The sequence below is a fragment of the Ramlibacter cellulosilyticus genome (assembly GCF_014297465.1).
GTDB classification, from domain to species: domain Bacteria; phylum Pseudomonadota; class Gammaproteobacteria; order Burkholderiales; family Burkholderiaceae_C; genus Ramlibacter; species Ramlibacter cellulosilyticus.
Window position 1 is genome coordinate 25,899 of sequence record NZ_JACORT010000012.1, and the last position, 26,518, is coordinate 52,416.

Sequence of the window (26,518 nt, forward strand, 5' to 3'; positions counted from 1 at the left end):
CTTGGACCTGGCTTAGCAGTAACACGGCGGTGCGCCGCAGCCTACGCGCGGATGCGCCGCGCGCGCACCCGCCGGCTGCAACTCCGCGACACCGGCGGGTTCTAATCCCCATGGACCAGCTGAAAGCCAGCGGAGGGAGGGGCCCTCACTGATGGTGGACTACCTCATCGGCGTCGATGGCGGTGGCAGTGGCACCCGTGCGCTCGTCCATTCCGTGCGCGGCGGCGTCGTGGGCACCGGATCCGCCGGTCCCTCGGCGCTGCAGCAAGGCGTCCCGCAGGCCTGGGACAACGTGCTGGCGGCCGTGCGTCAGGCGTTCACGTCCGCCGGTCGCGACGTTCCGGCCTGGGATCGCTGCGTGCTCGCGGCCGGGCTCTCCGGCGTGAGCCATGCGCCGTGGCGCGACGCCTTCCTGGCCCGGGACCCCGGCTTTGCCGCGCTGGATGCCGAAACCGATTCCTTCACCATGCTGATGGGCGCCCACGGCGGCCAGCCCGGCGCCATCCTCATCGCCGGCACCGGCAGCATCGCCGAAGCCCTCCGCGCCGACGGCTCCCGCGCTACAGTCGGCGGATGGGGGTTCCGCGTGGATGACGAAGGCAGCGGCGGCTGGCTCGGCCTGCAGGCCGTGCGCCACGGCCTGGCCGCCTTCGACGGCCGCGCCAACACGAGCCCGCTCGCGCGCCGCGTCTGGATGCATTGCGGCGACGAGCGCGAGACGCTGCAGGAATGGTGCGGCAGCGCCGGCCAGTTCGAGTTCGCCCAGCTCGCCCGCGCCGTGTTCGAGTGCGAGGAGAGCGACCCCGTCGCGAGCCGCCTGCTCGCGCAGGCCACGTCCGCGCTGGAAGAACTGGCGCTCGCCATCGATCCGCGCGGCCGCCTGCCGCTGGCGGTGGCGGGCAGCATCGGCGAACGCCTCGCCCCGCGCATGCGCCCCTTCGTGCGCAGCCGCATCGTGCCCGCCCAGGCCGGCCCCGCCGAAGGCGCCCTGATGCTGGCCCGCGCCCTCCGGAAAGAGACGGAAGCCGCCCTGTGACGCGCAAGCTGGAAGGACGCATCCTCACCCCCGCTGGCCTCGTGGATGGCGCCCTTCGCATGGCCGCGGACGGCCGCATCGAGGCCATCACCGGCACGCCGGTCGCACCCGAGGCCGTTCGCGATGGCTGGTCCCCCCTGCTGCTGCCCGGTTTCGTCGACCTGCACGTCCACGGCGGGGCCGGGCGCGACATCATGGAAGGCGGCGACGCCGCCTTGCAGGTGACGCGCCGCCATGCGGAGCACGGCACCACCGCGCTGCTCGCGACGACGATGACCGCGCCCGTCGAAGACCTACGCATGGCGCTCGCGGCGATCGGCGAACTCGCCGCATCCGCCGCGCCCGGCGCGGCGCGCATCCTCGGCGTGCACCTGGAAGGCCCGTACATCAACAAGGGGAAGCTCGGCGCGCAACCCGACTTCGCGCGGCCCGTGTCGCTCGCCGAACTGAAGGAGCTCGACGCCCTCGCGCCCGTGCGCCTCCTTACGCTGGCTCCCGAAGTGCCGGGCAACCTGGACGCGATCCCCGGACTCGTCGCGGCAGGTTACCGCGTGCAGATCGGGCACACGCTCGGCACCTACGAAGACGGCGTGCAGGCGCTCGAACGCGGCGCGCGCGGCTTCACCCACCTGTTCAACGCCATGACACCGCTGCACCACCGCATGCCGGGCATGGTGGGCGCGGCGCTGGCGCATGCGCGCTACGCCGAGATCATTCCCGACCTGCTGCACGTGCACCCCGGCGCCATCCGCGCCGCCTTGCGCAGCATCCCTTGTCTCTACTGCGTCACCGACTCCACGGCGGCCACCGGCATGCCCGATGGCGAGTACCGCCTCGGACGCCAGGCCGTCACCAAGTGCCTCGGCGGCGTGCGCCTCGCGGACGGCACGCTCGCCGGTTCCACGCTCACCATGGACCGCGCCCTGCGCAACCTGGTCGACGTGGTCGGCGTGCCGCTGGACGACGCCGCGCGCCGCGTGTCCACCTTCCCCGCCGACTTCCTGCAGATCGCCGACCGCGGCCGGCTGCAGGCCGGCGCATGGGCGGACGTGGTGGTGATGGACAGGGATCTGCGCGTGCAGGAGGTCTTCGTCGAAGGAGGTTCGCTCGATGTCGCGCATGCTCGATGAAGCCCGCGAGGCGCCCGAAGCCGTCGGCCGGCAGCTCGCCGCCGACACGGAACGCTGGCGCGCGTTCGGTGAAAGGCTGCGTGCGCAGCCGCCAGCGTCGCTGCTGACGATCGCGCGCGGCAGCTCCGACCACGCCGCGCATTACGCGGCGTACCTGGTGATGGCGCGGCTTGGCCGCCTGGTCGCCTCGATGCCGATGTCGCTGGTCACGCTGTACCAGTCGAAGATCCGCTGCGAGGGCCTGGCCTCGCTCGCGTTCTCGCAATCGGGGCAGAGCCCGGACCTGGTCAGTCCTACAAGGTATTTCCGGGATTGCGGGGCGCTGACGTGCGCCTTCGTGAACGATGCCGCCTCGCCGCTCGCGCAGGCGGCGGAGTGGCTCTTCCCCCTGCACGCCGGTGAGGAGCGCAGCGTGGCGGCCACCAAGAGTTTCATCGCGCAGCTGGTCGCGGGCGCGCGGCTGGTGGCGTCCTGGCAGGATGATGCCGCACTCGCGGCCGCACTGGAAGATCTTCCGCGCGCGATGCAGCGCGCAGTCCACACCGACTGGTCGAGCGCGTTGCAAACCTTGTCGCAAGCTGACCGGCTGTTCGTCGTCGGTCGCGGCCTCGGACTGCCCGTGGCACTCGAAGCGGCGCTCAAGTTCAAGGAGACCTGCGGCATCCAGGCCGAGGCCTTCTCGGGAGCGGAGATCCAGCACGGGCCGATGGCGCTGATCGAGGAGGGTTATCCCTTGCTCGTGTTCGCGCCGCGCGGCCCGGCGCAGGCGGGCCTGGTGGAACTCGCGTCCACGATGCGCAAGCGTGGTGCACGCGTGCTGCTCGCCGCGCCCGCGGGCGTGCCCGACGCCACGCTGCCGCTCGTGGAAGCGCCCGTCGAAGAACTCGACCCCGTGTGCGCGATCCAGAGTTTCTACCCGATGGTCGAAGCACTCGCGCGGCTGCGCGGCAACGATCCTGACAGCCCGCGCCACCTGAAGAAGGTGACGCGCACGAGCTGACACGGGGAAATCCCCACTGTCGTTTACACGCTGCTGTCGCTCGCGCAAGGAACGCGCGGCCCTTGTTTTTATCTACCGTTCACCTACAGTGAAGTCGGCGTTTGGACTACATGCCGCGTTGAGTCAGAACGCCGCTCGCGGAGTACAGTGACAGCCGCACTGCGCGAGATCGGTTCCAGTGCGTAACGAAGGAGGCTTCATGGACGTCGTCCGCAATTTCCTCACGCGATACGAACAAAAGCGCGAGGAAGAGATGTCGATCGAGGAATACCTCGAGCTGTGCAAGAAGGAGCCGCTGACGTACGCCACGGCTGCCGAGCGCATGCTCGCCGCGATCGGCGAACCGGAGATGGTCGACACGCGCCACGACCAGCGCCTCTCCCGCATCTTCGGCAACAAGGTCATTCGCGTCTATCCGGCGTTCAAGGATTTCTACGGTCTCGAGGAGCCGATCGAACAGGTCGTCTCGCACTTCCGGCACGCGGCGCAGGGCCTGGAAGAGAAGAAGCAGATCCTGTATCTGCTGGGGCCGGTGGGCGGCGGCAAGTCGTCGATCGCCGAGCGCCTGAAGCAGCTGATGGAGCACATCCCCTTCTACGCGCTCAAGGGCTCGCCGATGAACGAGTCCCCGCTGGGCCTCTTCAGCAACGACGAAGACGGCCCGCTGCTCGAACAGCAGTTCAACATCCCGCGCCGCTACACGCAGAAGATCCTGTCGCCGTGGGCCGTGAAGCGCCTCGAGGAATTCGGCGGCGACATCCGCAAGTTCAGGGTCGTCAAGCGCTACCCGTCCATCCTCAAGCAGATCGGCATCGCCAAGACGGAGCCGGGCGACGAGAACAACCAGGACATCAGCTCGCTGGTCGGCAAGGTCGACATCCGCAAGCTCGAAAGCTTCGCGCAGGACGACCCGGACGCCTACAGCTACTCCGGCGGCCTGTGCCTCGCGAACCAGGGCCTGCTGGAATTCGTCGAGATGTTCAAGGCGCCCATCAAGGTGCTGCACCCGCTGCTGACGGCCACGCAGGAAGGCAACTTCAAGGGCACCGAAGGCTTCGGCGCGATCCCGTTCGACGGCATCGTGATGGCCCACTCGAACGAGAGCGAGTGGAAGGCCTTCAAGAACAACAAGAACAACGAAGCCTTCCTGGACCGCATCTACGTGGTCAAGGTGCCGTACTGCCTGCGCGTGACCGAGGAAGTGAAGATCTACGAGAAGCTGATCTCCAACTCCTCGCTCGCCGAAGCGATCTGCGCGCCCGGCACGCTCAAGATGATGGCGCAGTTCTCGGTGCTCACGCGCCTGAAGGAGCCGGAGAACTCGAGCATCTTCTCCAAGATGCTCATTTACGACGGAGAGAACCTCAAGGACACGGACCCCAAGGCCAAGAGCTACCAGGAGTACCGTGACTACGCCGGCGTCGACGAGGGCATGACGGGCATCTCCACCCGCTTCGCCTTCAAGATCCTGTCGAAGGTGTTCAACTTCGACAGCAACGAGGTCGCCGCGAACCCGGTGCACCTGATGTACGTGCTCGAACAGCAGATCGAGCGCGAGCAGTTCCCGGCCGAGACCGAGCAGAAGTACCTCGCGTACATCAAGGAACACCTGGCCACCCGCTATGCGGAGTTCATCGGCAAGGAGATCCAGACCGCGTACCTCGAGTCCTATTCGGAATACGGCCAGAACATCTTCGACCGCTACGTCACGTACGCCGACTTCTGGATCCAGGACCAGGAATTCCGCGATACGGACACGGGCGAGATCTTCGATCGCGCCGCGCTGAACGCGGAGCTCGAGAAGATCGAGAAGCCGGCGGGCCTGTCCAACCCGAAGGACTTCCGCAACGAGATCGTCAACTTCGTGCTGCGCGCGCGTGCGAACAACGCCGGCAAGAACCCGGTGTGGACCAGCTACGAGAAGCTGCGCACCGTGATCGAGAAGAAGATGTTCTCGAACACGGAGGAACTGCTGCCGGTCATCAGCTTCAACGCCAAGGCCTCCGCGGACGAGGCGAAGAAGCACGAGGACTTCGTCGACCGCATGGTCGACAAGGGCTACACGAAGCGGCAGGTGCGCCTGCTGTGCGAGTGGTATCTCCGCGTCCGCAAGAGTTCGTGATCCGGTGAAAGCTTCAACAGGCCACGTGACTTGAACAGAGGAAGGGCCGCCCAGTGAGCAATTCGAGCGGAGGCGAGCGGTCCATGCTCCACCAGGTCATCGACCGCCGCCTGTCGGGCAAGAACAAGTCGGTCGGCAACCGGGAGCGGTTCCTGCGCCGCTATCGCGACCAGATCAAGGAAGCGGTGCGCAAGGCGGTCGGGGACCGCAGCATCCGCGACATCGAGGAAGGCGCCGACATCACGCTGCCCAAGCGCGATGTCACGGAGCCTACCTTCGGCCACGCGCCCGGCGGCAGCCGCGAGCTCGTGCACCCGGGCAACCAGGAATACATCCGGGGCGACCGCATCCAGCGCCCGCAAGGCGGCGGCGGCGGTGGTTCCGGCGGCAGCGGTGCCTCCCCGGACGGGCAGGGCGAAGACGACTTCGTCTTCCGCATCAGTCGCGAAGAGTTCATGAACTACTTCTTCGACGACCTCGCGCTGCCCCGCATGATCCGCACGCAGCTGCTCGCCGACGTCCCCGAATGGAAGTTGCGCCGCGCCGGCTTCGTGAGCGAAGGCAACCCGACCAGCCTGCACGTGGTGCGCTCGATGCGCGTGGGCCTCGCCCGGCGCATCGCGATGGGCGGCGACGCGCGCCTGGAACTGAAGCGCGCCGAGGAGCAGCTCGAAGACCTCGAGCGCCGGCCCGACGCCGCGCCGCCGGAAGTCGAGATGCTGAAGAAGCGCGTGGTGGAACTGCGCGAGCGCCTGAAGAAGGTTCCCTTCCTGGACCCCTTCGACCTGCGCTACCGCAACCGCGTGCGCGAGCCCAAGCCCACCAGCAAGGCGGTGATGTTCTGCCTGATGGACGTCTCCGGCTCCATGGACGAATCGCGCAAGGACCTGGCCAAGCGCTTCTTCATCCTGCTGTACCTGTTCCTCACGCGGCACTACGAGAAGACCGAGGTGGTGTTCATCCGCCACCACACGCAGGCCGCCGAGGTCACCGAAGACGAGTTCTTCCACGCCACGGAAAGCGGCGGCACGGTGGTCTCCAGCGCGCTCACGCTGATGAACGAGATCATCCGCGCCCGCTACATGGGCAGCGAGTGGAACATCTACGGCGCACAGGCCTCCGACGGCGACAACTGGCAGCAGGACTCGTCCAAGTGCCGCGAGCTCCTGGACAACAAGATCCTGCCGCTGGTGCGCTACTACGCCTACGTGCAGGTGGCCGACGAGGACCAGAACCTGTGGGAGGAGTACACGCGCGTGCGTGACGCCAACCCGCACTTCGCGATGCAGAAGATCTGCACCCCGTCCCAGATCTTCCCGGTGTTCCGGGACCTGTTCAAGAAGCAACCCGCAGGGGCCACATGATGGAAGAAGCACTCCTGACGCCTTCCGACGCGAAGCGCAAGGACGAGAGCAAGCGCCTGCCCAGTCCCTCGGACTGGAACTTCGAGCTGATCGACACCTACTTCCACGCGATCCGCCGCACCGCCGAGCGCTTCGGGCTGGACACGTATCCCAGCCAGCTGGAGCTGATCTCGTCCGAGCAGATGCTCGACGCGTACGCCTCGGTGGGCATGCCGGTGAACTACCGCCACTGGTCCTACGGCAAGCACTTCATCCAGAACGAGAAGAGCTACCGCCGCGGCCACATGGGGCTGGCGTACGAGATCGTGATCAACTCCGATCCCTGCATCGCCTACCTCATGGAGGAGAACACGATGCCCATGCAGGCGCTGGTGATGGCGCATGCCTGCTTCGGGCACAACTCCTTCTTCAAGGGCAACTACCTGTTCCGCATGTGGACGGACGCGAGCTCCATCATCGACTACCTGGTCTATGCCAAGAGCTACGTCGCCGAATGCGAGGAGCGCCACGGCATCGACGCGGTGGAGCAGACGCTGGACGCCTGCCACGCCCTCATGAACTACGGCGTCGACCGCTATCGCCGCCCGCAGAAGATCTCGATGGTGGAGGAGGAGAATCGCCGCAAGGACCGCGAGGCCTATCTCCAGCAGCAGGTCAACGACATGTGGCGCACGCTGCCCACCAAGGCGGGCAAGCAGGCGAAGAAGGAGGCCAAGCGCTTCCCCGAGGAGCCGCAGGAGAACATCCTGTACTTCATCGAGAAGAACGCCCCGCTGCTGGAGCCGTGGCAGCGCGAGATCGTGCGCATCGTGCGCAAGGTCGCGCAGTACTTCTATCCCCAGCGCCAGACGCAAGTCATGAACGAGGGCTGGGCCACGTTCTGGCACTACACGCTGCTCAACACCATGTACGACGAGGGCCTGCTCTCGGACGGCTACATGATGGAGATCCTCAGCTCGCACACCAACGTGGTGTTCCAGCCGCCGGTGACGCACCCGGCGTACAGCGGCATCAACCCCTACGCCCTGGGCTTCGCGATGTTCTCGGACATCAAGCGCATCTGCCAGAACCCGACCGACGAGGACCGCGAGTGGTTCCCGGACATCGCGGGCAGCGACTGGATCAAGTCGCTCGACTACGCGATGCGCCACTTCAAGGACGAGAGCTTCATCGGCCAGTACCTGTCGCCCAAGCTGATGCGCGACCTGCGGCTGTTCGCCGTGCTGGACGACGCGGCGCAGTCGGAGCTGGAGGTCGCGGCCATCCACGACGAGAACGGCTACCGGCGCCTGCGCGAGTCGCTCTCCCGCCAGCACGACCTCGGCTGGCGCGAGCCGAACATCCAGGTGTGGAACGTCAACGCGCGCGGCGACCGCTCGCTGACGCTGCGCCACATCCGCCACAACGACCGGCCGCTGGACAACAGCGCCGAGGAAGTGGTGAAGCACGTCGCGCGCCTCTGGGGCTTCCGCGTGCGGCTGGAAAGCGTGGACGCCCACGACCGCGTGATGCAGCACTGGGAAGTGACGCCGCCGCAGCATCACTGACACAATGCGCGGGCGCATGAAGACGCCCGCCGCCAAAGCCCTCCCGCTCGTCCTCGTCCTGACGCTGGTCTGGGGCACCAACTGGGCCCTGTTCCCGCTCGCCGTCCAGGAAGTCTCCGTCTGGACCTTCCGTGCCGTCAGCCTCACGGTCGCCGGCGCGCTCCTCCTCGCCTTCGCTCGCGCGCGCGGCATGCCGGCCACCATCCCGCGCCGCCACTGGCCCGCCGTGACGGCGGCCGCGCTCATCTACCTCGTGGTGTGGAACCTCGCCAGCACCTATGCGGCGATCCTGATCCCTTCCGGCCAGGCGGCGATCCTCGGGTTCACGATGCCCTTGTGGACCGTGCTGGTCGTGTGGATCGCGTTCGGCGAGAGGCCGTCGCCGCGGATGCTGCTGGCGATGGCACTGGCTGCCCTCGGCGTGGCGTTGCTCGCGATCCCCGCCCGCACGGCCTACGCCACCGCGCCCGCGGGTTTCCTCCTCGGGCTGCTGGCCGGCCTGGGCTGGGCGGTCGGCACCGTGGTCCTGAAGCGCGCGAACGTCCCGGTGCCGGCGCTCGTGCTCACCGGCTGGCAGTTGCTGATCGCGGCGCTCCCGCTGGCGATCGGCGCGCTGTGGCTGGGGCGAGGGCAGGGCCATGCCGTCTCGCTGCAGACCATCATCGTCATCACGTACATCACCATCGTGCCGATGGCGATCGGCAATGCGGCGTGGTTCGCCATCGTCGGCCTGCTGCCGGCGAGCGTCGCGGGGTTGTCGTCGGTGATGGTGCCCATCGTCGCGATGGTCACCGGCGCGATCGTGCACGCGGAGCCGCTGGGGCCCTGGCAGCTCGGTGCGATGGCGTGCTCCGCCTGCGCGCTCTATCTCGCGCTGGCGAAGCGGCAGGAAACGAAGCCGCTCAGCGACCGCTGATCGGCGGATTGCCGTTGTCGCGGGTGGCGTCGTAGGCCGTCGCCAGGCCCATCGCCGCGGCCCAGACCGCCACCGGCGCATTCACGCCGAGACCGATCGGCGGGTTCCCGCCCTGGCCCTGGCCCATGACCGCCGTCGACGGCCCGCTGGGCGTCAAGGGCTGCAGCGCCGCCTGCAGCTGCTTGCAGGTGAGGGTGGACAGGATGGTGACCGCATGGCCCGGCGGCACGGTCAGCGTGCAGCCGTCGTTCATCTGCACGGTGGTGGACGACGAGCTCGTGGTCAGGATGCGCGAGCCGTGCAGCAGCGGCATGCCCTTGGTCACCGCGGTGGCGGTGCCGCCGGTGACGACCGTGGCCACGCCGTTGACACTGGAGACCGTGCCGATCGCCTGGGCGAACGCGGGCGCAGCCGCGAAAGCTGCCAGCAGGGCGAGGAGGGTGGGGACCTTCTTCATGGGCATCTCCGGTGATGAGCCTCAGGCCGCACGGTAGCACCAGCCGGCGCGGTCGGCAACGGGATCTTGCCTCCGCAGGTCCGCCAGCCCGGAAGTTCTGCACTGCCGGGCTGGGGCGAGGGGGCCTCAGGCCGCCGCTTCGGCGGCATCGCCGGCCGCCGCCGGGCGGGCCGGGGCGTGCAGCTTCTGCGTTTCCTCCGCGGCCTGGGCCGCCAGCTCGGCGAGCACTTCCAGCGGCTCCTCGTCCACCGGCTCGGCGTCCGCCACGGCGATGGCTTCCGGCTGCACGCGCAGTTCCGGCTCCAGCAGGGAGAGGTTGTTGCGCCCGATGCCCAGGTAGGTGAAGCCCGCCTGCGCCATCACCCACGGCTCGTAGATGTTGCGGCCGTCCAGCACCAGCGGGCAGCGCATGGTGTCCTTCAGCGCCCGCAGGTTGGGGCTCTTGTACGTCTTCCACTCCGTGACCAGGACCAGCGCATCGGCGTCGCGGGCCGCGTCCAGCGGCTTGCCGACGAAGGTGATGTTGCGCAGCAGCTCGGGATGGTCTTCCAGGTCTCCCGCCAGCGCGCGCGCCGCCTGCTCCTGCGCCACCGGGTCGTGCGCGCGCACCTTGGCGCCCGCGCGCAGCAGCGCGCCGATCAGCAGGCGGCTCGGCGCCTCGCGCATGTCGTCGGTGCCCGGCTTGAACGCGAGGCCCCACACGGCGAACGTGCGGCCCTTCAGGTTGCGGCCGAACTGCGCCCACACCTTGTCCAGGAGCACCTGCTTCTGTTCGTGGTTCACGCGCTGCACGGCATCGAGCACCTTCAGCGGCAGGCCGTTCTCCTGCGCGGTGCGGCACAGGGCATCGACGTCCTTGGGGAAGCAGCTGCCGCCGTAGCCGGTGCCGGCATAGAGGAAGCTGTAGCCGATCCGCGGGTCGGAGCCGATGCCCTGCCGCACCAGCTCGATGTCGGCGCCCACGCGATCCGCGAGGTTCGCCAGCTCGTTCATGAAACTGATGCGCGTGGCGAGCATCGCGTTCGCGGCGTACTTGGTGAACTCCGCGCTGCGCACGTCCATGACGCGCGTGCGTTCGTGGTTGCGGTTGAACGGGCGATACAGCTCGCGCAGCAGCGCCAGCGCACGTTGGCCGTTCGCGTCCTCGTCGACGCCGAGAACGATGCGGTCCGGCCGCATGAAGTCCTCGATCGCCGCGCCTTCCTTGAGGAACTCGGGGTTGCTCGCGACCGCGAAGGGGATCTCCACGCCGCGCTTCCCCAGTTCCTCGCGCACGGCGGCCGCGACTTTCGCCGCGGTGCCGACCGGCACCGTGGACTTGTCGACGATCACCTTGAAGCCGTCCATGTGGCGGCCGATCGCGCGCGCCGCCGCCAGCACGTACTTCAGGTCGGCGCTCCCGTCCTCGTCGGGAGGCGTGCCCACCGCGATGAACTGCACGTCGGCGAAAGCGACGCTCGCCTTCGCGTCCGAGGAGAAGACGAGGCGCCCTTCCTCCACGTTGCGCTGGATGATCTCCTCGAGGCCCGGCTCGTGGATCGGCATGCCGCCGGCGTTGAGCAGGTTGATCTTCGCCTGGTCCACGTCCAGGCAGAACACGTTGTTGCCGAGTTCGGCGAGGCAGGCGCCCGTGACCAGGCCCACGTAGCCCGTGCCGACGATCGTGACATTCATCTGGTGCAGCTCCCTCCGCTCTTGTGCGGTGTGCGGCACAGGGTAAGGACCTTCGTCGATCGCGGTGCTGGCGCGCGGGCCTTGTTCAATCGTAGGCACCCTCCTACGATTTTTCGGGCGGTTTACGCTGGCTCTCCAGTTGTGTCGATCGTGACGATGGCTGCGCTGTTGTCACGAGAGGGTTCACACCATGATGTCGCGAGAAGCGAACCTGCCGCGCAAGGCCATGCGCGTCGCCATTCCCCTGTTCGTCGAGATCGACGGAAAGAGCCACGCCGCACGCGACTGGTCCACCACCGGCGTCGGCCTCGGCGACCTCGAGCGCGTGCCGCAGGAGGGAGAGCTGGTGCAGGCGCGCCTGAGCTTTCCCATGCTCGAGTCGACGCTGCTCATTCCCGTGCAGCTCGTCTACCGCGGCGAGCACGAAGGCGTCGCGGGCTTCGAGTTCAAGGACCTGTCGCCGCGCAACCGCCGCATCCTGCGGCACTACATCGAGCTCTCGCTCGACGGCAAGCTCGGCGACGTCGACGACATTGTCGCCGTGGCCGCGTTGCCGGCGGCCGAGACGCCCGTGGGCGCACCGCTGACGCTGCAGGGCGCCCAGCAGGTCCTGCCGCGTCCGAGCCGCGCGCGCGCCTTCGGTGCGGCATTGCTCGGCCTGGGCGTGATCGCCGCGGCCGCGGGCATCGTCTGGTACAACATGACGTACCAGCTCGAGGGCACCGGTTTCGTCTCCGGCAGCATCGCCCGCGTGACGGCCAACCACGAAGGCCAGGTCGCGCGCCTGCTGGTGCAGCCCGGCTCCCGCGTCGAGGCCAACATGCCGCTGTTCGCGGTCGAGAACCCGCAGCTGCGCAACGAGATCGATGCGCTGGAGCAGCAGGTCGCGGCGCTCTCCGCCGAGCAAGCCCGCCTCTCCGGTGCCCGCCGCCAGGCCGAGGCGGGGCTGCTGCAGGCCATCCGCCGCGACTACGCGCAGCGCGAGCAGGAGCTCGCCACGGCCCGCGGCCTGCTGCAGCAGGGCGTGATCACCGAGCGCGACATGCTGGTCGTCGCCGACCGCGTGCAGGGCCTGCGCCAGGACTACCTGCGCCAGGTCGCCGAGGGCGCGACGCGCACGCAGAGCATCGACTCCTCCGACGTGGTGAACAAGCTGAAACTGGAGCTCGCAGCGAAGAAGGTGCTGCTCGCGCGGCAGGAAGTGGAGCGCGTCGTGAAGGCGCCGGTGCGCGGCAAGGTGTTCCAGGTGGACCGCCAGGCCGGCGAGTTCGTCTCCGCGCAGGACCCCGTGGTGCTGCTGGAAGCGGACGTCACGCCGAGCGTGCTGCTGCGCGTGCCGAACGACGACGCGCTCAAGCTGAAGCTGGGCATGCCCGCCACGATCTACGTGCCCTACGAGGACCGCAAGTACAGCGCCACCGTGTCCGCCATCGGCCTGGCCGCCGCATCCGCCTCGGCGGCCGCGACGCAGGAGGGCGGCCTCAACGAGACGCTGGTCAAGATCGACTTCGCGGACAAGGGCGTGCGCCTGCCCGCGAACGCGCGCGTCAACGTCTGGATCCGCAATCCCTCGCTGCCCTGGTCATGACGCGTGCGTCCCCCCGGCTGCAGGCGCTGCGGTCCGCCTTGCTGCCCCTGGCGCTGTACGGCGGCGGCGCCTTCCTGTTCCTCACCTGGGCGCGCCAGGGCGTGCACCCGCTGCACGAGGACGTGCTGTTCGCCATCGGCGTGCTGGCCGTCTGGCGCTACGGCTGGCAGGTGCTGCATTACGCCCGTGCCGCGTACTACGCGCTGTGGCACTACCCGCGGCTGCGCGCCGCCGCGCGCCGGGCGGCGGCAGGGCGCCACTGGCCCTCGCGCATCTTCGTCGTGCTGCCCTCGTACCTGGAGGAGCCCTGGGTGAGCATGGAGGCGATGCAGGCGCTCATGACCAACATCGCCGGCCTGCCCTGCAGGGCGACGGTGGTCGCCTCGGTCGGGAGCGACCGCGACGAGTCCGTCATCGCCGCCGCATGGGAGGCGCACCCGGCGCGGGATCGCGTCGAGCTCGTCTTCCAGCGCCAGAGCCAGGGCAAGCGCATCGCGCTCGGCCACGCGCTGCGCGCCGTGGCCCGCAGGTACAACGACGAGCCGGACAGCATCACCGTCCTCCTGGACGGCGACTCCTGGCTGGAGCCCGACGCGCTCGCCAAGGTGCTGCCCTTCTTCATGGCCTACCGCGACCTCGGCGCGGCCACCACCAACGAGATGGCCTACATCCCGGGCCAGGACGCGTGGTACCGCGACTGGTTCGCGCTGAAGTTCGGCCAACGGCACGTGCTGTTCCAGTCGCACAGCCTGTCGCACAAGGTGCTCACCCTCACGGGCCGCTTCTCGGTGTTCCGCACCTCCATCGTGGTGGCCGAGGACTTCCTGCAGCAGATCGAGAACGACACGATCGACCACTGGCTGTACGGGCGCTTCCGCTTCCTGATGGGGGACGACAAGAGCTCCTGGTTCCACGTGCTGAAGAACGGCTGGAACATGCTCTACCTGCCGGACGTGACCTGCGTCTCGCTGGAAAGCCGCGAGCAGGGCTTCCTGCGCGCCAGCCTGTCGCTGCCCTACCGCTGGTTCGGCAACACCATGCGCAACAACCCGCGCGCGCTGGCCCTCGGGCCCTGGCGCACGGGCTGGTTCATCTGGTTCGTGCTGCTGGACCAGCGCCTGTCGATGTGGACTTCGCTCGTGGGGATCAGCGGCGCCGTCGTCCTGGCCGCGACCAAGTCGCTGCTGTACCTGCCGCTGTACGTCGCCTGGGCGACGCTGGTGCGTACGGTGCAGCTGCTGGTGATCGCGCTGCATGGCCACGCCGTGAGCCTGCGCACCGTGCCGATCATGCTGTACACGCAGTGGGTGGGATCGGTGGTGAAGATCAAGGCATGGCATCACCTGGCCGACCAGAACTGGAGCAAGGGCAGGGCGTCGCAGTCGGCCGCACCGCGCGGCGGCATGCTGCGCCGGCTGGCGCCCACGGGCACGATGACGATGGCCTACCTGGCCTTTGCGCTCGCCATCCTGCTGGTGCACAGCGCGCTGCGCTTTCCCGGCGCGGAGCTGTTCGCGCGGGAGGCGGCGCCTTCGGCGGAGGTGCGGCTGGACGGGGTGCGCGCGGACGACGGGCGTGACGATGCCGCGGCGCTGCAGGCGCTGATCGACCGCCAGCCTGCGGGGCCCGTGACGATCCGCCTGCCGGCGGGCCGGCTCGATTTCGAGCACCCGCTCGTGATCCGCCGCGACGGCGTCACGCTGCTCGGGGCCGGCGCGGACCGCACGCGGATCGTGTCGCACGTGCGGGCGCCGGAGGAAGCGGTGCTCCGCGTCGAAGGCCAGCCCGGCAAGCGCGTGGGCTACCTCGCGCAGCCGCTGGGGCCGGACGACACCCTGCTGCGCGTGCCGGGCGCCGCGGCCTTCGAGCCCGGCTCCCTCGTCTGGCTCAAGGAGCCGAACGACGACCGCTTCCTGCGGCAGATCGGCAGCCGCACCTGGAACCGCGAGTACCCGTACCTGCGCCAGGCGCTGGTACAGGTGGCCAGCACGGAAGGCGAGGGGGTGCGGCTCGCCGCGCCGACGGGCGTGCGTTTCGACGCACGGCGCACGGAGGTCCTGCAGGTGCGGCCCGTGCGCGGCGTGCGCCTCGCGGACTTCGCCGTGGAGCAGCTCGCACCGGGGCACGACATCGCCGCGCTGCGCCACGTCTACGAGAACGCCGTGCCCGACGCGGCCGTGGACGCCATCTCGCTGATGTGGACGCAGGACGTGCTGGTGGAACGCGTGGCCGTCCGCAATGCGGGCCGCCATCCGCTCTCCATCGAGCAGAGCCACGGTTTCGCGGTGCGCGGCTGCGTGCTGGACGGCGCCTGGAACAAGGGCGACGGCGGCAGCGGCTACCTGCGCATCGCGCGCAGCTACCGCGGCACGGTGGAGGGTTGCGAGGTGCGGGGCATCCGCCACATCGCGCTGCAGTGGAGCTCCGCGTTCAACCAGCTGCGCGACATCGCCACCGAGGTCGACGTCAACTTCCACGGCGGCTTCAGCCACCACAACACCGTGAGCAACGTGCGCTTCGCCATCCCGCCGGCGCACCACTGGGGCCCGGTGTTCACCACGCCGGACGACGCCCGCTGGGCACCGCCCGACGGGCCGGGCAACGTGGTCCTCAACGCGGCTGGGACGACAGCGAGTACAGCTCCCCCGGTTCGCGCGGCTTCACGATCGCGCTGATCTCGGTCAGCACCTCCAGCACGTCCAGCCGCGCGGTGAGGATCTCGCGCTGCAGCTCCCACAGGCGCAGCGTCAGTTCCTCCACGTCGCGGTCGGCGTCGACGGGCAGCGAGGCAACGGGGTGGTCCATGCGATAGCAGGCCAGCTCCAGCTTCTGGCGCACCATGCGGTTCTCGGCCTGCAGCAGCCGCATGTCGTTCTGCTTCAGGCGCAGGCGTTCGGAGAGCAGGGCGAGCTTCTGGGACAAGGCGGCGCGCACCGATTCGCGCTGCTCCGCGTAGAGGTCGCGCGAAGCCTGCGCCGCCTGCTGCAGCCCGCGGTCGCCGTCGAGGGGGATGCGCACGCGCACGCCGGCGGCGTTGTACGGACCGCGGTCGAAGTCCTTGCTGCGTTCCAGGTACAGCCGCACGGACAGGTCGTCCTCGCGCCGCGGCAGGATGCCCGCGCGTTCGCCCTGCACGGCAAGCAACTGCGCATCGGGCGAGCGCTCGAAGGCGCGGTCGGCGAGCTCCGGGTTCGGCTGCAGCTGGACATCCTCGATGCGGTTGATCAGCTCCTGCGCCTGCGGGTAGACCAGCACGTCGCGCGAGCCCGCGTAGTGCCGCATGCGCAGTTGCGCGCGCTCCGCCTTGAACTCCATTTCGGCGACGTCCGCGCGGGTCGCCCGGCCGGCGGCGAGCTCCTGCCGGCGGCGCTCGAGCACCGGCCGCACCGCATTCGCCTCGCGTTCGTACAGCACCGCGAGGAGCCGGTTGCGCATCTGCTCCACCGCGAGCAGCTGCTCCTGCACCTGGCGCTGGCTCGTGTCGCGCAGCAGCTGCAGGTACTGCGTCTTGCCTTCCAGCCGCAGCCGTTCGAGCTGCCGCTTGCTCTCGAAGCGGCCGTCCTTGTAAAGCTCCCACTCCAGGCCGTAGGTGTAGCGGGACCCGTAGTCGGTGGCGAAGGACTGGTCCGCCTGCCCCACCGCGTAGAGCCCGTTGAAGGGGACCAGCGTGTCCAGCCGGCCGAAATAGCCATCGCGCTGCTGCTCCATGCGCTCCAGCATGGCGCCGTTGACGGAGTTCCCCGGTGAAGCGGTGGACGAGAGCGGCGGCACCAGCTGGCTGGTGAGCGCCTGGCTCGTCATGCTGTTGCACAGGCTGCCCGCGAGGCGCAGCCGCACCGGCGGCGCGGCCTGCGGCGCCTGCGCCTGCGCCTGCGGTGTCGCGGGTGCAGGCCTTTGCTGCGCGTGCGCGGCGAGTGCCGCCGCACACGCCAATGCGAACGCCGCGCGCGCGACGGCCGTGGGCCCTGATCCTTGCTTCAATTCCGGTCCTTCCTGTCCTTGTGCTGGCGCAAAGAAAGAGCCGAGGGGCAAGGGTGCGGCGCACCTCCTGCCCTCTCGGCTCCTCTGCGCAAAATTCTAGGCGAGTGCGCTGCCGCGCGGGGCCGTTTCGCCCGTCGGGAGGGCGCGGGCGTGACGTGTTCCGGCCGAGCACGGCGCGTTTCGCGCGCCCGGCTGCCGTCATGGGACCTTGGTCCGATGGCCCGCCCGGCCACAAATCCCGAACATGCCTCCAGCCCGCGGAGGATGGACCGCCGCCGGGCATCGCGTCGCACCGGGAGCACCATGAACGACCCCACCCAACACCTGTCGCGCAGCGGCGAACTGTCCGCCAAGGTGGGCCAGCTGCTGCAGAAGCGCCTGGCCGTCGCCCACGAGCACTTCCACGAGAGCGCGCGCAAGGCGATCGACGCCTACGGCACGGCCGCTGCGTCCGGCGCCCCGCCTTCTCCCTGGGATGCGGTCGCCGGCGCCACCCAGTACGCCGTCGATTTCGCGCAGCGCTCCGTCCTGTTCTGGGACACGCTGCGCGAGCGCGGCAACAACTTCGTCGAGCAGACGCGCGCCGGCCTGCCGCCGGTGCTGCACTTCCAGTACGAGATGGTGATGGACGGCCGCGGGCTGCCGCAGCCGGTCAACTACGCGCTGGTGCGCATCGTGCCGCCCAAGGGCGTGGAAGTGGACGACCAGCTGCGCCCCTACGTCATCATCGATCCGCGCGCCGGCCACGGGCCCGGCATCGGCGGCTTCAAGGACGACTCGCAGGTCGGCGTCGCCTTGCGCGAAGGCCACCCGGTCTACTTCGTCATCTTCTTCCCCGATCCGGAACCCGGCCAGACCCTGCTGGACGTCTGCAACGCCGAGAAGCTCTTCGTGCGGCGCGTGCGCGAGCTGCACCCGGATTCGCCCAAGCCGGCCATCGTGGGCAACTGCCAGGGCGGCTGGGCCGCGATGATGCTGGCCAGCGCCAACCCCGACGACACCGGCCCGGTCGTCATCAACGGCGCGCCCATGTCGTACTGGGGCGGTGCCTGGGAGGAGGGCGAGGGCGACAACCCGATGCGCTATGCGGGCGGGATGCTGGGCGGTACCTGGCTCGCGTCGCTCACGTCCGACCTCGGCGCGGGCAAGTTCGACGGCGCCTGGCTGGTGCAGAACTTCGAGAACCTGAACCTCGCCAACACCTACTGGGACAAGTACTACCACGTCTTCGCCAACGTCGACACCGAGCCGCCGCGCTTCCTGGAGTTCGAACGGTGGTGGGGCGGCTTCTACCTGATGAACCGCGAGGAGATCGAGTGGATCACCCGCAACCTGTTCGTCGGCAACAAGCTGTGGAAGGGCGGCGTGCAGTCGGGCGACGGCGGCGTCTTCGACCTGCGCGGCATGAAGGTGCCGGTCATCCTGTTCGCCTCGATGGGCGACAACATCACGCCGCCGGAACAGGCCTTCAACTGGGTGGCCGACGTGTACGGCAGCACCGAGGAGATCAAGGCGCGCGGGCAGGTGATCGTCGGCCTGCTGCACCAGGACATCGGACACCTGGGCATCTTCGTGTCCGGCAAGGTCGCGAAGAAGGAGCATGCGCAGATCGTCGAGGTGATGGAATCCATCGAGGCGCTCGCGCCCGGCCTGTACGGCATGCACATCACCGAGCGCAAGGGCGCCGACGGCAAGCCCGCGTACGAGGTGCACTTCGAGGAAAGGCGGCTGGAGGACCTGACGCCCCACCTCAACCGCTTCCGTCGCGCCGACGAGAAGCCCTTCGAGGCCGTGGCCGCCTTCTCGGAGTTCAACCAGCGCGCCTACGAGCTGTTCGCCCGTCCCCTGGTGCAGGCCGTCTCCAGCGAGCTCGGGGCGAAGCTGGCGCGCAACTTCCATCCCCTGCGCTTCCAGCGCTGGGCCGTCTCGGACCTGAACCCCGCCGCGTGGTGGCTCAAGCCCGCGGCGGACATGGTGCGCCAGCAGCGCAAGGCGCTGCCCGCCGAGCATCCTTCGCGGCAGGCGGAGAAGCTGATGTCGCAGCTGACCAGCGCATCGCTCGAATACACGCGCGCCGTGCGCGATGCGTTCAGCGAGGCGCAGTTCTTCCAGCTGTACGGCAACCTGTTCTCGATCTACCTCGCGGACCGTCCCGAAGCGCGCGTCGGAGCGCGCGAGGCGACGCAGGACCCGCGGCAGCTGCCCGTGGTGAAGGAGGCGCTGGCGTCCATCGACCACGGCGGCTACGCCGAAGCCACCGCGCGCGCAGCCTACCTGCTGGCGCGCAAGGGCGAGCCGCTGCCGCTGGAGCGCCTGGAGCTGAAGAAGGAGCTCATGACCGAGTACAAGGGCCTGCTTCCGGCGATGTCCCTGGACGAGGCGCGCCGGGTGCGCGGCGAGCAGGAGCTGATCGTGCGCTACGAGCCCGAGAAAGCCATCGAGACGCTGCCGCAGCTGCTGCCCGAGAAGTCGGACCGCGACCGCTTCCTGTCGCTGCTGGAGCGGCTGCTCGCCGACAAGCGCGTGCAGGGCGTCAAGCCGCTGCCGGAGCAGGTCGCCATGCTGGAGCGCATCCGCACCACCGTCGGCGGCAACGGCGGCGCGCGCCGCGCCCCGCCCGGGCGCCGCCCGCCCGGGCGCCGCCATGGGCAGGGAGCCGCGCGATGAGCTCGCACCTGAACTACGAGCGCCTGCTGGCGCGGGCCAGGACGCTCCCGGCCGTGGCGACCGCCGTGGCCCACCCCTGCGACGTCGCGTCCCTCACGGGTGCCGTCGACGCCGCGAAGATGGGCCTGATCGCGCCCATCCTCGTGGGTCCCGCCGGCAAGATCCGCGCCGCGGCGCAGCAGGGCGACCTCGACATCGCGAAGTACGAGATCGTCGACGCGCCCCACAGCCACGCGGCGGCCGACGAAGCCGTTCGCCTCGTGCGCGAAGGCCGTGCCGAATGCCTGATGAAAGGCAGCCTCCACACCGACGAACTCATGGCCGCGGTCGTCTCCCGCGAAGGCGGGCTGCGCACGTCACGGCGCATCAGCCACTGCTTCGTGATGGACGTGCCGAACCACGACACGCCCCTCGTCATCTCCGACGCCGCCGTCAACATCGCGCCCACCCTGGAAGACAAGGTGCACATCGTGCAGAACGCGATCGACCTGATCCACGCCCTCGGCGGCGAGGAGGCGCGCGTGGCGATCCTCTCCGCAATGGAGACGGTGAACCCGAAGGTGCAGTCCACCATCGAGGCGGCGGCGCTGTGCAAGATGGCCGACCGCGGCCAGATCACCGGCGGCATCCTCGACGGCCCGCTGGCCCTGGACAACGCCATCGACCTCAAGGCGGCGAAGATCAAGAAGATCGATTCGCCCGTGGCCGGGCGCGCCAACGTGCTGATCGTCCCCGACCTCGAGGCCGGCAACATGCTCGCCAAGAGCCTCAGCTTCCTGGCGGATGCCGATGCCGCCGGCATCGTGCTCGGGGCCAAGGTGCCCATCATTTTGACCAGCCGGGCCGATTCGGTGATGACGCGGCTCGCGTCCTGCGCGGTCGCTTCGCTGGTCGCGCATGCGCGGCGCGAGGCGCTGTCCAGGGCCGTGCAGTAAGGAGCGGGCCATGGCAGACGCGATTGCGGTCCTCAACGCCGGCTCGTCCAGCATCAAGTACTCGCTGTTCCTGCTGCGCGGCGACGCGCTCGAACTGACCTTGCGCGGCCAGGTCGAAGGCCTCTACACCCGCCCGCGCTTCATCGCGAAGGACAAGGACGGCGAGTTGCTGGAAGAAACCACCTGGGCGGAAGGCGTGGAGATGGGCCACGCCGGCGCCCTGGACCACCTGGTGCCGTACGTGCGCAGGCACCTGGGCAGGGACAACCTGGCGGCCATCGGCCACCGGGTGGTGCACGGCGGCATGGACTTCGACGCCCCCGTGCGCGTGACGCCCGCCGTCGTGCAGCAGCTGCGCCGCTTCGTGCCGCTCGCGCCGCTGCACCAGCCGCACAACCTGGCGGCCATCGACATCGTGCTGCAGCGCCTGCCCGACCTGCCGCAGGTGGCGTGCTTCGACACCTCCTTCCACCGCGGCAACCCGGAGGTCGCGCAGATGTTCGCGCTGCCGGCGCAGTTCCATGCAGAGGGCGTGCGGCGCTACGGCTTCCACGGCCTGTCCTACGAATACCTCGCGAGCGTGCTGCCCGACGTGGACGAGCGCGCGGCGCAGGGGCGCACCGTGGTGCTGCACCTGGGCAACGGCGCCAGCATGTGCGCGCTGCAGGGCGGCAGGAGCGTCGCCAGCACCATGGGCTTCACGGCCGTCGACGGGTTGCCCATGGGCACGCGCTGCGGCGCGGTGGACCCGGGCGTCATCCTCTACCTGATGGACCAGCGCGGCATGGACGTGCGCGCCATCGAGAAGCTGGTGTACCAGCAGTCGGGGCTGCTGGGCGTGTCCGGCATTTCCAGCGACATGCGCGCGCTGCTCGCGAGCGACGACGCGCGGGCGCGCACCGCGATCGACCTGTACGTCTACCGCATCCGGCGCGAGCTCGGCTCGCTGGCCGCGGCGCTGGGCGGCCTGGACGCGATCGTGTTCACCGCCGGCATCGGCGAGCACGCGGCCTTCATCCGCGAGCGCGTCTGCGCGGATGCGGCCTGGCTGGGCGTGGAGCTCGACCCCGCCGCCAACGCGAAGGGCGGCCCGCGCATCAGCGTCGCCGGCAGCCGCGCGTCGGCCTGGGTCGTCCCCACCAACGAGGAACTGATGATCGCCCGGCACGCGCGCGCGCTGGTCGCCGGATCCGGCAGGAGCGTTCGATGAAACCCATCCCCACCCCACCGTTGAAGGGCATGAAGGCGCTGGTCGCCGGCGTCGCCAACGAGCATTCCATCGCCTGGGGCTGCGCCTCCGCGTTCCGGCAGCTCGGCGCCGACGTGGCGCTCACCTACCTCAACGAGAAGGCGAAGACCTACGTGGAGCCGCTGGCGCGCCAGCTCGAGGCCCCGCTGCTGCTGCCGCTCGACCTGGCGAAGCCCGGGGAGCTCGAGGCGGTGTTCGAGCGCGTCACGCAGGCGTGGGGCAGGCTCGACATCCTGGTGCACTCGCTCGCGTGGGCGCCCAAGGAGGACCTGCAGGGCGGGCTGCTGGAGAGCAGCTCCGAAGGGTTCTGCAAGGCCATGGACATCTCCTGCCACTCCTTCGTGCGGATGGCGCGGCTCGCGGCACCGCTGATGGCCGACGGTGGCACGATGATCGCCATGAGCTACCACGGCGCGCAGAAGGTGGTGAGCAACTACAACCTGATGGGGCCGGTGAAGGCGGCACTGGAAGCGTCGTGCCGCTACCTGGCCTACGAGCTCGGGGCCAAGGGCATCCGCGTCCACCCCGTGTCGCCGGGGCCGCTGAAGACGCGCGCGGCGTCCGGCCTCAAGGACTTCGACCTGCTGCTCAACGAGGCGCAGCGCCGCTCGCCCATGGGCGAGCTGGTGGACATCATGGACGTGGGCTTCGCCTGCGCCTACCTCGCCACGCCATACGCGCGCCGCATCACCGGCGGCACCGTGTACGTCGACGGCGGCGTGAACATCATGGGCTGAGGAGGGGAATGCCATGCGCATCGTGATCGGCAACCTGCCCGACGACGTGGACGAGGAGGGGATCCGCGATGCCCTCTCCCCCTTCGCCCCCGTGGAGGCCATCCAGCTCGTGCACGACAGCGGCGCCCCCACGGCGGTGATCGAGCTGGAGACCACGCGCTCGCACGCGGAGCAGCTGGCCAACCGCATCCGCGGCCGCCTGTACCAGGGCAAGCCGCTCAACGCGTGGGTGCCCACGATGGACTGGTGACGTGGCCGGCGCGCTGATCGACCGCCTGGTCGCGGCGCTCTTCGGCCGCGAGGATGCAGCGCCCGACCAGGCGCTGGTCGCGGAGATGACCGACCTGGTGGTCGACACCGTGGAGCCCCGGGTGCGGGCGCAGCGGCGCTATCGCGAGAAGCTGGAGCCCTGCATCCGCACGACCATCGCCTGCCTGCGCGAGGTGGGCCGCGCGCCGCTGGAGCCGCTGCTGCTGGCCCGCGCGCGGTGGGGCGAGGACCGCCGCCTGAACGCGTTCTTCGCCACGGCGGAGGACGTCCCCGCGTTCCTCGGCCGCAGCAAGGAGTTGCGCAGCTTCTTCGCGGCGCAGCCCGGCGTGCACGAGGCGTTCGCGCTCCTGGGCATGCGGCGCGAGGAGAAGACGGTGTTCGCGCCGCGGCTGCAGGGCGGCATGCTGATGGAAGACGTGGCGCAGACCACGGTCGACTTCACCGGCCATCGCCTCGTGGGGCTGGCCGCGGACGAGGCGCAGGCCCGGCTGGAGGTCGGCAAGCGCATGGTGCTGCGCCTGGCGCAGGTGGCCCTCGGGCGCATCCTCGAGATCGACCGCCAGGGCCTGAAGAAGGAACAGCACAAGGCGTACCTCTCGACCCGCCTGCGCTTCCTCAAGCTGGCGCAGGACGGCATGCAGGGCATCGTCGACGATCCCGCCACCATCGCGCAGCAGGTCGCCGACGTGAAGCGGGAGCTGGACGCGGCCGTGAAGGACTACATCGAGGTGAAGTCCAGCCTGGTGACCCTCGACGGCTACATCGCGCAGATCGAGGAGGTCTTCGCGCATCCGGAGCGCCACGTGGCGCTCACGCGCACCGAGCTGCGGATGAACCGCATGAACGTGAAGGCCGACCCCGGGCAGGCGGACGCGCCCGAGGCGCTGACGCTCGCCGAGCTGCGCATCGGCGACCGGCCCGCGGCCGTGATCGCCTTCGTGCGCTGCCCGCGCGCGGAGATGCCCGCGGAGCAGGACCTGCTGGCGCGGGCGGAGCGGTTCCTGTAGCGGGCTGCCCGCACCGCTGCTACATTGCCGACGACACCGGGCGCAGCCCGCGGGAGCAGCCATGTACGCAGCGCAATTGTTCGCGGGCCAGCGCATCCTGGTCACCGGCGGCGGTACCGGCCTCGGCCGGGCCATGGCCGAACATTTCCTCGCCCTGGGCGGCGACGTCGCGATCTGCGGCCGCCGGAAGCAGGTGTGCGACGAGACGGCCGCCCAGTGGCGCGAGCGCTTCCCGGGCCGGCGCGTCGACACGTTCGGCGTCGACATCCGCGTCGCGCAGGCGGTCGAGGAGATGGTCCAGGCGCTGTGGGACAGCGGCGGGCTCACTGGCCTGGTGAACAACGCGGCAGGCAACTTCATCGCGCCCACCGAGAGCCTCTCGCCGCGCGCCTTCGACGCGATCGCGAACATCGTCTTCCACGGCACCTTCTACGTGACGCAGGCAGTGGGCAAGCGCTGGATCGAGGAGGCGCGCAGCGGGCAGTGGAAGCCGGAGCAGCCTTGCCGCAGCGTGATGAGCATCATCACGACCTGGGTCGACAACGGCAGTCCGTACGTGGTGCCTTCGGCCATGAGCAAGGCGGGTATCGACGTCATGACGAAGTCGCTCGCCGTGGAGTGGGCCCGGCACGGGATCCGCCTGAATGCCGTGGGCCCGGGCGAGATCCCCACCGAGGGCATGAGCAAGCGGCTCAATCCCGGCGAGGAGCCCGGCGCGCGCAGCAAGGCGCGCAACCCGATGGCGCGCGCGGGGAAGATGGACGAGTTGCAGAACCTCGCGGCCTTCCTGATGGCGCCGGGGCAGTGCGACTGGCTCACGGGCCAGAGCATCATGATGGACGGCGGCAACGCACTCGCCACCGGCGGCAACTTCTACGAGCTGCGCGACTGGAGCGATGCCGACTGGCAGGCCGCGCGCGAGCGCATCGAGGCGCAGAACGCCAAGGACAAGGCGCAGCGGTGAGCGAGTTCGCCACGCAGCAGCTTCCGGCGGAGCGCACGGGGGTCGCGCCCGATGGCTCGGACGTGCGCGTGCTCCTCGGCCTCGCGGGCGGCGGCATGGCGCATTTCGAGCTGGCCGCGGGCCAGGTCGCACGGGCTGTCGTGCACCGGACGGTGGAGGAGGTGTGGTTCGTCCTCTCCGGCCGCGGCGAGATGTGGCGCAGGCAGGGCGCGCGCGAGGAAACGGTGGTGCTCGAGCCGGGCGTCTGCGTCACGATTCCCCTCGGCACGCATTTCCAGTTCCGGGCGTCGCCGTCCGAAGGCGTGGCCGCCGTGGCGGTGACGATGCCGCCGTGGCCAGGCCCGGGCGAAGCGGTGTTCGTGGAAGGTCCCTGGCCGGCATCCTTCCCGGCTTCCTGATCCCAGATGAAACAAGCAACCGAAACCCTGGAGGGCTCCGCCTTCATCGACCAGCGCATCGCGGACCTCGCCGACTGGCGTGGCGACACCCTGCGCCGCATGCGCCAGCTGATCCGCGCTGCCGACCCGGACGTCGTGGAAGAAGTGAAGTGGCGCGGCACGCCCGTGTGGTCGCACGAGGGGATCCTCTGCACCGGCGAGACGTACAAGGCGGTGGTGAAGCTCACGTTCGCCAAGGGCGCGTCGCTGCCCGACCCCGCGAACTTGTTCAACGCCAGCCTGGAGGGAAACACGCGGCGCGCGATCGACATCCGCGAAGGCGAAGAGGTGGACGCTGCGGCTTTCCAGGCCCTGGTCCGGGCGGCGGTGACGCTGAACGTTGCCGGCACCAGGGCGAAGAAGCGGTGAACCAGCGCGGCGAGGAACGCTTCAAGACCGTGCTGCAGGTGATCGCCATCCTGCTGCTCGCGGGCATGGTCGGCATGATCCTGCACAAGGGCTACGCCGACGTGAGCGCGCTCACGCGCGAGAACGGCAGCGGCGACTTCTGGCCGGCGCTGCTGCGCTACGTGTTCCGCAACCTCGCCGGCGGCTAGCGAGCCGCCTGGCGTCCGCGAGACATCGTCCGTGGCGCCGACGCCGCGTCCGGCTTGTCCCTGCCCGCGATCTGCCGGATGATCGCTGCAACCCAACCGTCGAGCCGTGACCGACACTGCGCGCTTCCCCCTCGAAGGCGGCTGCGACTGCCGCCACGTGCGCTACCGCATGCGCACGGCGCCGCTGTTCGTGCACTGCTGCCATTGCCGGTGGTGCCAGCGCGAGTCGGGCGCGTCCTTCGCGCTGAACGCGATGATCGAGGCGGACCGCGTCGACGTGCTCGGCGGCGAGCCCCTCGTCGTCGACACGCCTTCCGAGAGCGGCAAGGGCCAGCGCATCGCGCGCTGCCCGCGTTGCCACATCGCCGTGTGGAGCAACTATGCCGGCGCCGGCCCGCGCGTGCACTTCGTGCGCGTGGGCACGCTGGACGACCCCGACGCGCTGCCGCCCGACATCCACATCTTCACCGCCTCGAAGCAGCCCTGGGTGCAACTGCCCGCCGGCGTGCCGGCGGTGCCCGAGTATTACGACCGCCGGCAGTACTGGCCGGCGGAAAGCCTGCAGCGCCGCGACGTCCTGCTCGGACGCGCGTGAAGCAGCCCACCGGAGACCGAATGCGCAACACGCCCCTGATCACCGTCGCCACCCTCGCTGCCGCGCTGCTGCTTGCCGTGGCGCTCAACCCCTCTCCGGAGCGCCACCGCGAGCGCATCAAGGAGGCCGTGGGCGAGCGCAGCCCGGTCGCACGCGTCTTCGGGGTCGGCGCGCTGAAGGCGTTCGCGTCGAACTACCACTCGCTGGGCGTCGCGTCGTATACGCAGGCCGGCGACAAGACGCTGTCCGTCGGCGCCTTCGGCATGGTCTTCGTGATGCAGTAGG

Annotated in this window: 23 protein-coding genes and 1 pseudogene; 21 read left to right on the plus strand and 3 right to left on the minus strand. The window is 69.6% G+C overall.

What is annotated here, in order from left to right:
• Nucleotides 1–151: 151 nt before the first annotated feature.
• The 7 genes from H8N03_RS22300 to H8N03_RS22330 all read left to right on the plus strand — a co-directional run bounded on the left by H8N03_RS22300 (nt 152) and on the right by H8N03_RS22330 (nt 9,115).
• Nucleotides 152–1,036, plus strand: a complete 885-nt coding sequence (locus H8N03_RS22300; RefSeq protein ID WP_187078442.1) for a glucosamine kinase nucleotide-binding domain-containing protein — start codon at nt 152–154, stop codon at nt 1,034–1,036.
• Entirely contained in the window at nt 1,033–2,166 is a 1,134-nt protein-coding gene (gene nagA / locus H8N03_RS22305) for an N-acetylglucosamine-6-phosphate deacetylase (RefSeq protein WP_187078443.1), read from the plus strand. Before H8N03_RS22300 ends, nagA begins: the two co-directional genes overlap by 4 nt.
• The gene (locus H8N03_RS22310) at nt 2,156–3,166 is read left to right on the plus strand and encodes an SIS domain-containing protein (protein WP_187078592.1); all 1,011 of its coding nucleotides are present in this window, start codon (nt 2,156–2,158) and stop codon (nt 3,164–3,166) included. Before nagA ends, H8N03_RS22310 begins: the two co-directional genes overlap by 11 nt.
• Before the next feature lie 199 nt (nt 3,167–3,365).
• Complete coding sequence (locus H8N03_RS22315) at nt 3,366–5,288, plus strand: PrkA family serine protein kinase (RefSeq protein WP_187078444.1); 1,923 nt, start codon at nt 3,366–3,368, stop codon at nt 5,286–5,288.
• A gap of 83 nt (nt 5,289–5,371) precedes the next feature.
• Nucleotides 5,372–6,652, plus strand: a complete 1,281-nt coding sequence (locus tag H8N03_RS22320) for a YeaH/YhbH family protein (protein WP_187078445.1) — start codon at nt 5,372–5,374, stop codon at nt 6,650–6,652.
• Nucleotides 6,649–8,199, plus strand: coding sequence for a SpoVR family protein (locus tag H8N03_RS22325; protein WP_187078446.1), 1,551 nt, complete (start codon nt 6,649–6,651; stop codon nt 8,197–8,199). Before H8N03_RS22320 ends, H8N03_RS22325 begins: the two co-directional genes overlap by 4 nt.
• Nucleotides 8,200–8,215: 16 nt before the next feature.
• Complete coding sequence (locus H8N03_RS22330) at nt 8,216–9,115, plus strand: DMT family transporter (RefSeq protein WP_187078447.1); 900 nt, start codon at nt 8,216–8,218, stop codon at nt 9,113–9,115.
• Here the strand turns inward: H8N03_RS22330 and H8N03_RS22335 are convergent.
• The gene (locus H8N03_RS22335; RefSeq protein WP_187078448.1) at nt 9,102–9,572 is read right to left on the minus strand and encodes a FecR family protein; all 471 of its coding nucleotides are present in this window, start codon (nt 9,570–9,572) and stop codon (nt 9,102–9,104) included. The genes H8N03_RS22330 and H8N03_RS22335 overlap by 14 nt on opposite strands.
• A gap of 321 nt (nt 9,573–9,893) precedes the next feature.
• Nucleotides 9,894–11,246, minus strand: a pseudogene (locus H8N03_RS22340) (UDP-glucose dehydrogenase family protein); the annotation flags it as partial.
• 190 nt (nt 11,247–11,436) lie between these two features.
• Between H8N03_RS22340 and H8N03_RS22345 the strand changes: the two are divergent.
• Nucleotides 11,437–12,834 (plus strand): PilZ domain-containing protein, encoded by a 1,398-nt coding sequence (locus H8N03_RS22345; protein ID WP_187078449.1) that lies wholly within the window; start codon nt 11,437–11,439, stop codon nt 12,832–12,834.
• Nucleotides 12,831–15,509 carry a glycosyltransferase gene (locus H8N03_RS22350; RefSeq protein WP_187078450.1) on the plus strand — a complete coding sequence of 893 codons (2,679 nt, stop codon included), beginning with the start codon at nt 12,831–12,833 and terminating at the stop codon, nt 15,507–15,509. The genes H8N03_RS22345 and H8N03_RS22350 overlap by 4 nt, the downstream gene beginning before the upstream one ends.
• On the opposite strand, the gene H8N03_RS22355 is transcribed toward H8N03_RS22350, so the two are convergent.
• Entirely contained in the window at nt 15,445–16,815 is a 1,371-nt protein-coding gene (locus tag H8N03_RS22355; RefSeq protein WP_187078451.1) for a coiled-coil domain-containing protein, read from the minus strand. The genes H8N03_RS22350 and H8N03_RS22355 overlap by 65 nt on opposite strands.
• A 303-nt stretch (nt 16,816–17,118) precedes the next feature.
• Here H8N03_RS22355 and H8N03_RS22360 point away from each other — a divergent pair, with 303 nt between their 5' ends.
• The 12 genes from H8N03_RS22360 (at nt 17,119) to H8N03_RS22415 (ending at nt 26,517) form a co-directional block, all read left to right on the plus strand.
• On the plus strand, nt 17,119–19,482 hold the full coding sequence (locus H8N03_RS22360) for a DUF3141 domain-containing protein (RefSeq protein ID WP_187078452.1): 2,364 nt from the start codon (nt 17,119–17,121) through the stop codon (nt 19,480–19,482).
• On the plus strand, nt 19,479–20,417 hold the full coding sequence (locus H8N03_RS22365; protein ID WP_187078453.1) for a phosphate acetyltransferase: 939 nt from the start codon (nt 19,479–19,481) through the stop codon (nt 20,415–20,417). Before H8N03_RS22360 ends, H8N03_RS22365 begins: the two co-directional genes overlap by 4 nt.
• Before the next feature lie 10 nt (nt 20,418–20,427).
• Nucleotides 20,428–21,627 carry an acetate/propionate family kinase gene (locus H8N03_RS22370; protein ID WP_187078454.1) on the plus strand — a complete coding sequence of 400 codons (1,200 nt, stop codon included), beginning with the start codon at nt 20,428–20,430 and terminating at the stop codon, nt 21,625–21,627.
• Nucleotides 21,624–22,403, plus strand: coding sequence for an enoyl-ACP reductase FabI (gene fabI, locus H8N03_RS22375; RefSeq protein WP_187078455.1), 780 nt, complete (start codon nt 21,624–21,626; stop codon nt 22,401–22,403). Before H8N03_RS22370 ends, fabI begins: the two co-directional genes overlap by 4 nt.
• 13 nt (nt 22,404–22,416) lie before the next feature.
• Complete coding sequence (locus H8N03_RS22380; RefSeq protein WP_187078456.1) at nt 22,417–22,653, plus strand: RNA recognition motif domain-containing protein; 237 nt, start codon at nt 22,417–22,419, stop codon at nt 22,651–22,653.
• Between the two features lies 1 nt (nt 22,654).
• Nucleotides 22,655–23,680 carry a hypothetical protein gene (locus H8N03_RS22385; protein ID WP_187078457.1) on the plus strand — a complete coding sequence of 342 codons (1,026 nt, stop codon included), beginning with the start codon at nt 22,655–22,657 and terminating at the stop codon, nt 23,678–23,680.
• Nucleotides 23,681–23,741: 61 nt separating this feature from the next.
• On the plus strand, nt 23,742–24,644 hold the full coding sequence (locus tag H8N03_RS22390) for an SDR family oxidoreductase (RefSeq protein WP_187078458.1): 903 nt from the start codon (nt 23,742–23,744) through the stop codon (nt 24,642–24,644).
• Nucleotides 24,641–25,042 (plus strand): cupin domain-containing protein, encoded by a 402-nt coding sequence (locus H8N03_RS22395; RefSeq protein WP_222623105.1) that lies wholly within the window; start codon nt 24,641–24,643, stop codon nt 25,040–25,042. Before H8N03_RS22390 ends, H8N03_RS22395 begins: the two co-directional genes overlap by 4 nt.
• A 6-nt stretch (nt 25,043–25,048) precedes the next feature.
• Nucleotides 25,049–25,450: a DUF1801 domain-containing protein gene (locus H8N03_RS22400; RefSeq protein ID WP_187078459.1), complete on the plus strand. Its 402-nt coding sequence runs from the start codon at nt 25,049–25,051 to the stop codon at nt 25,448–25,450.
• Entirely contained in the window at nt 25,447–25,638 is a 192-nt protein-coding gene (locus H8N03_RS22405) for a hypothetical protein (protein WP_187078460.1), read from the plus strand. Before H8N03_RS22400 ends, H8N03_RS22405 begins: the two co-directional genes overlap by 4 nt.
• A gap of 106 nt (nt 25,639–25,744) precedes the next feature.
• Complete coding sequence (locus H8N03_RS22410) at nt 25,745–26,233, plus strand: GFA family protein (protein ID WP_435531680.1); 489 nt, start codon at nt 25,745–25,747, stop codon at nt 26,231–26,233.
• A gap of 20 nt (nt 26,234–26,253) precedes the next feature.
• Nucleotides 26,254–26,517 carry a hypothetical protein gene (locus tag H8N03_RS22415; protein ID WP_187078461.1) on the plus strand — a complete coding sequence of 88 codons (264 nt, stop codon included), beginning with the start codon at nt 26,254–26,256 and terminating at the stop codon, nt 26,515–26,517.
• Nucleotide 26,518: the final 1 nt, after the last annotated feature.